This is a genomic window from Streptomyces sp. NPDC002868 (assembly GCF_055563295.1).
Map to the genome: position 1 here is coordinate 1 of NZ_JBVHDR010000079.1, position 3107 is coordinate 3107.

At 70.5% G+C, this 3107-nt stretch carries 2 protein-coding genes; both read right to left on the reverse strand.

What is annotated here, in order from left to right:
* Positions 1–1000, reverse strand: a 1000-nt coding sequence (locus tag ACZ3H8_RS40715) for a beta-ketoacyl synthase N-terminal-like domain-containing protein (RefSeq protein WP_467410410.1), incomplete at its 3' end; no start/stop codon positions are given.
* Positions 1001–1046: 46 nt separating this feature from the next.
* Positions 1047–3107 (reverse strand): beta-ketoacyl reductase (locus ACZ3H8_RS40720; protein WP_467410412.1); only part of this gene is annotated, 2061 nt, incomplete at its 5' end.

A 3107-nucleotide genomic window follows, 5' to 3' on the forward strand; every position in this document is an offset into this window, starting at 1 on the left:
CCGACAGACCCGCATTCGCCAACGCGGCCCGGATCACCCGCTGCTGCGACGGACCATTCGGCGCCGTCAGACCATTCGACGCACCATCCTGATTGGTGGCACTGCCACGGATCACCGCGAGCACTTGGTGGCCATTACGGCGGGCGTCCGACAGCCGTTCCAGCAGCAGCACGCCGACGCCTTCACCCCACCCGGTGCCGTCGGCGGCGGCCGAGAACGGCTTGCACCGCCCGTCCTGTGCGAGCCCTCGCTGGCGGCTGAACTCCACGAAGTTCCGCAACGAGGACATGACGGTGGCCCCGCACGCGAGCGCCATGGAGCACTCTCCGTGCCGCAGCGCCTGGACAGCCAGATGCAGGGCGACCAGGGACGACGAGCACATGGTGTCGACGGTGACCGCCGGCCCCTCGAGACCGAAGCTGTACGCGAGGCGTCCGGAGAGCACAGCCGCCGATCCGCCGGTCAGCAGATGGCCCTCGACGCCGTCCGGCGCGGTGTTCCCGTCGGCCGCAGCGGCGTAGCCCTGGTTGCTCGATCCGACGAAGACACCGGCTTCGCTGCCGCGTACCGATGTCGGGTCGATACCGGCGCGTTCGAAGACCTCCCAGGAGGTCTCCAGGAGCAGCCGCTGCTGCGGGTCCATCGCCACGGCCTCACGCGGCGAGATCCCGAAGAATCCGGCGTCGAACTCCGAGGCGTCGTAGAGGAAGCCGCCCTCGCGTACATAGCTGCTGCCCGCCCGGTCGGGGTCCGGGTCGTACATGCCGTCCAGGTCCCAGCCGCGGTCGGTCGGCATGGCCGCGATGGCATCGGTACGTTCGGCCACCAGTCGCCACAGGTCTTCGGGAGAGCGCACTCCTCCCGGGAGACGGCAGGCCATGGCGACGATCGCGATGGGATCCTGCTCCCGCGACTCCACCTCCTGCAACCTGCGGCGGGTCTGCCGCAGATCCGTGGTGACCCGCTTGAGGTAGTCGCGGAGCTTGTCCTCGTTGTCCATGTAGCGTCAGCCCTTCAAGAAACCTGCGGTCGGTGTACGTACCGGGTCAGCCGATCCCCAGTTCCCTGTCGATCAGGTCGAACATGTCCTCGTCGCTCGCTTCCGTGAGTTCGTCGTCGACGGCCTCAGCTTGCGGTGGCGCTTCGCCCTCCCAGTGGGTGAGCAGGCTGCGCAGCCCTTCGGTGAGAGCCCGCCGGGTCTCGTCGTCGAGGGCCCCTCGCAGTGCGTTCTCGACCTGTTGCAGCTCGCGGATCATGAGGGTTCCGGGAGCCGCATCCGGTTGCGGGGGCAGGAGTTCGTCCCGCAGGTACTGGGCGAGCGCAGTCGGTGTGGGGTGGTCGAAGACAAGCGTGGCGGGGAGTGTCAGCGCGGTGGCCGCATTGAGCCGGTTGCGCAGTTCCACCCCGGTCAGCGAGTCGAAGCCCAGCTCGCGGAAGGCCCGCGCGGGCCTGACCGAGTCGGTCGAGGAGTGACCGAGCACTGCGGAGGCGTGGGTGCGGACGAGGTCCAGGAGCATGCGCTTGCGCTTGGGCTCCGGAAGTGCGACCAGCCTGCCGGGCAGGTCCGATCCCTTGTCGGCGACGGCTGCCTTCTCCTCCTGGCCGACGAGAAGTTCCCTTACCTCCGGCAGTTCGTCCAGGAGCGGGCGGGGCCCGCTCGCCGTGTACGCGGGGAGGAAGCGGTCCCACCGGATGTCGGCGACGACGAGTGTGGCCTCCCCGTGCTCGACGGCCTCGCGCAAGGCGTGGACGGCAAGGTCAGGATCCATCGCGGGTACACCCCGGCGACGCAGCTGCTCGGCCACGGCCTCGTCGACCATGCCGCCTCCCGCCCAGGCTCCCCAGGCGATGGACGTGGCCGTCCGGCCCTGGGCGCGGCGCCATTCGGCGAGCGCGTCGAGGTGGGCGTTGGCTGCCGCGTAGGGGCCTTGACCGCCGTTGCCCCACACTCCGGCGCCCGAGGAGAACAGGACGAAGGCGTCCAGCGGGTGGTCGGCCAGCAGCTCGTCGAGGTGAAGGGCGCCGGAGACCTTGGCGTGTACGGCAGCCATGGCGTCGTCGAGGGAGGTTTCGGCGAGCGGGCGGGCTTCGCCGACGACGCCCGCGGTGTGCACGACGGCGGTCAGCGGGGGCTCGTCGGACAGCGAGTCCAGCAGCTTGGCCACTGCGGCGCGATCGGTCACATCGCATGCGGCCACGGTGACGCGCGTACCTAGTGCGGTCAGCTCGGCAGACAATTCGGATGCGCCGGGGGCCTCGGGCCCGCGCCTGCTTGCGAGTACGAGGTGTTCCGCACCGTCGGCGGCGAGCGACCTCGCCACGTGGGCGCCCAGGGCTCCGGTGCCGCCGGTGAGGAGAACCGTGCCGCGCGGCTGCCATGGCTCGGCCCTGGCCGCCGGATCGAGGGGAGCGTGCACCATGCGCCGGGCGTAGACACCGGAGGCGCGTACGGCGTACTCGTCCTGGCTGCCGTAATCACCGCTGAGCAGGGATATGAAGCGGCCCAACGCGTGGTCGTCCAGAGTCCCCGGCAGGTCGATCAGGCCACCCCACCGATCGCGGTGGTCGAGGCCGAAGACGCGGGCCAGACCCCAGATCGCGGCCTGGGCGGGGTTGCTGAGGCGGTCGGGCTCCCGGTCGGTTTCCGGTCCCCGACCGGGCACGTCGATGGAGACTGCGCCCTGAGTGACCCCCCGCAGACGGGCGTTGAGGTCTGTGTCGGCGAGCGCCTGAGCGAGGGCGATGGTGCCGAGCAGACCACCGGCGACCCCCGCGTGGCCGTCGGCGTCCTGGTCGTCGAGCGCGAGCAGCGACAAGACGTTGACGGAGCCGCCGGCTTCACTGTGCAGCACGGCCAGATGTTCCGTCAGTTCAGCACGGCTGGTGGACGTAGATACGGGCATGAGGCGGGCTCGGTTGCCGAGGCCGCGCGATGTCGCCTGTACGAGGTCGTCGTTCTCGTGACCGGCGGGGACGACGATCAGCCAGGTGCCGTCCAGGCTGGTACGCGCGGGCTCCGGCTGGGGGCGCCACACGATGCGGTAACGCCACCCGTCCACCGTGCTCCGCTGCTCCCGCTGCCGCCGCCACGACGACAACGCCGGCAA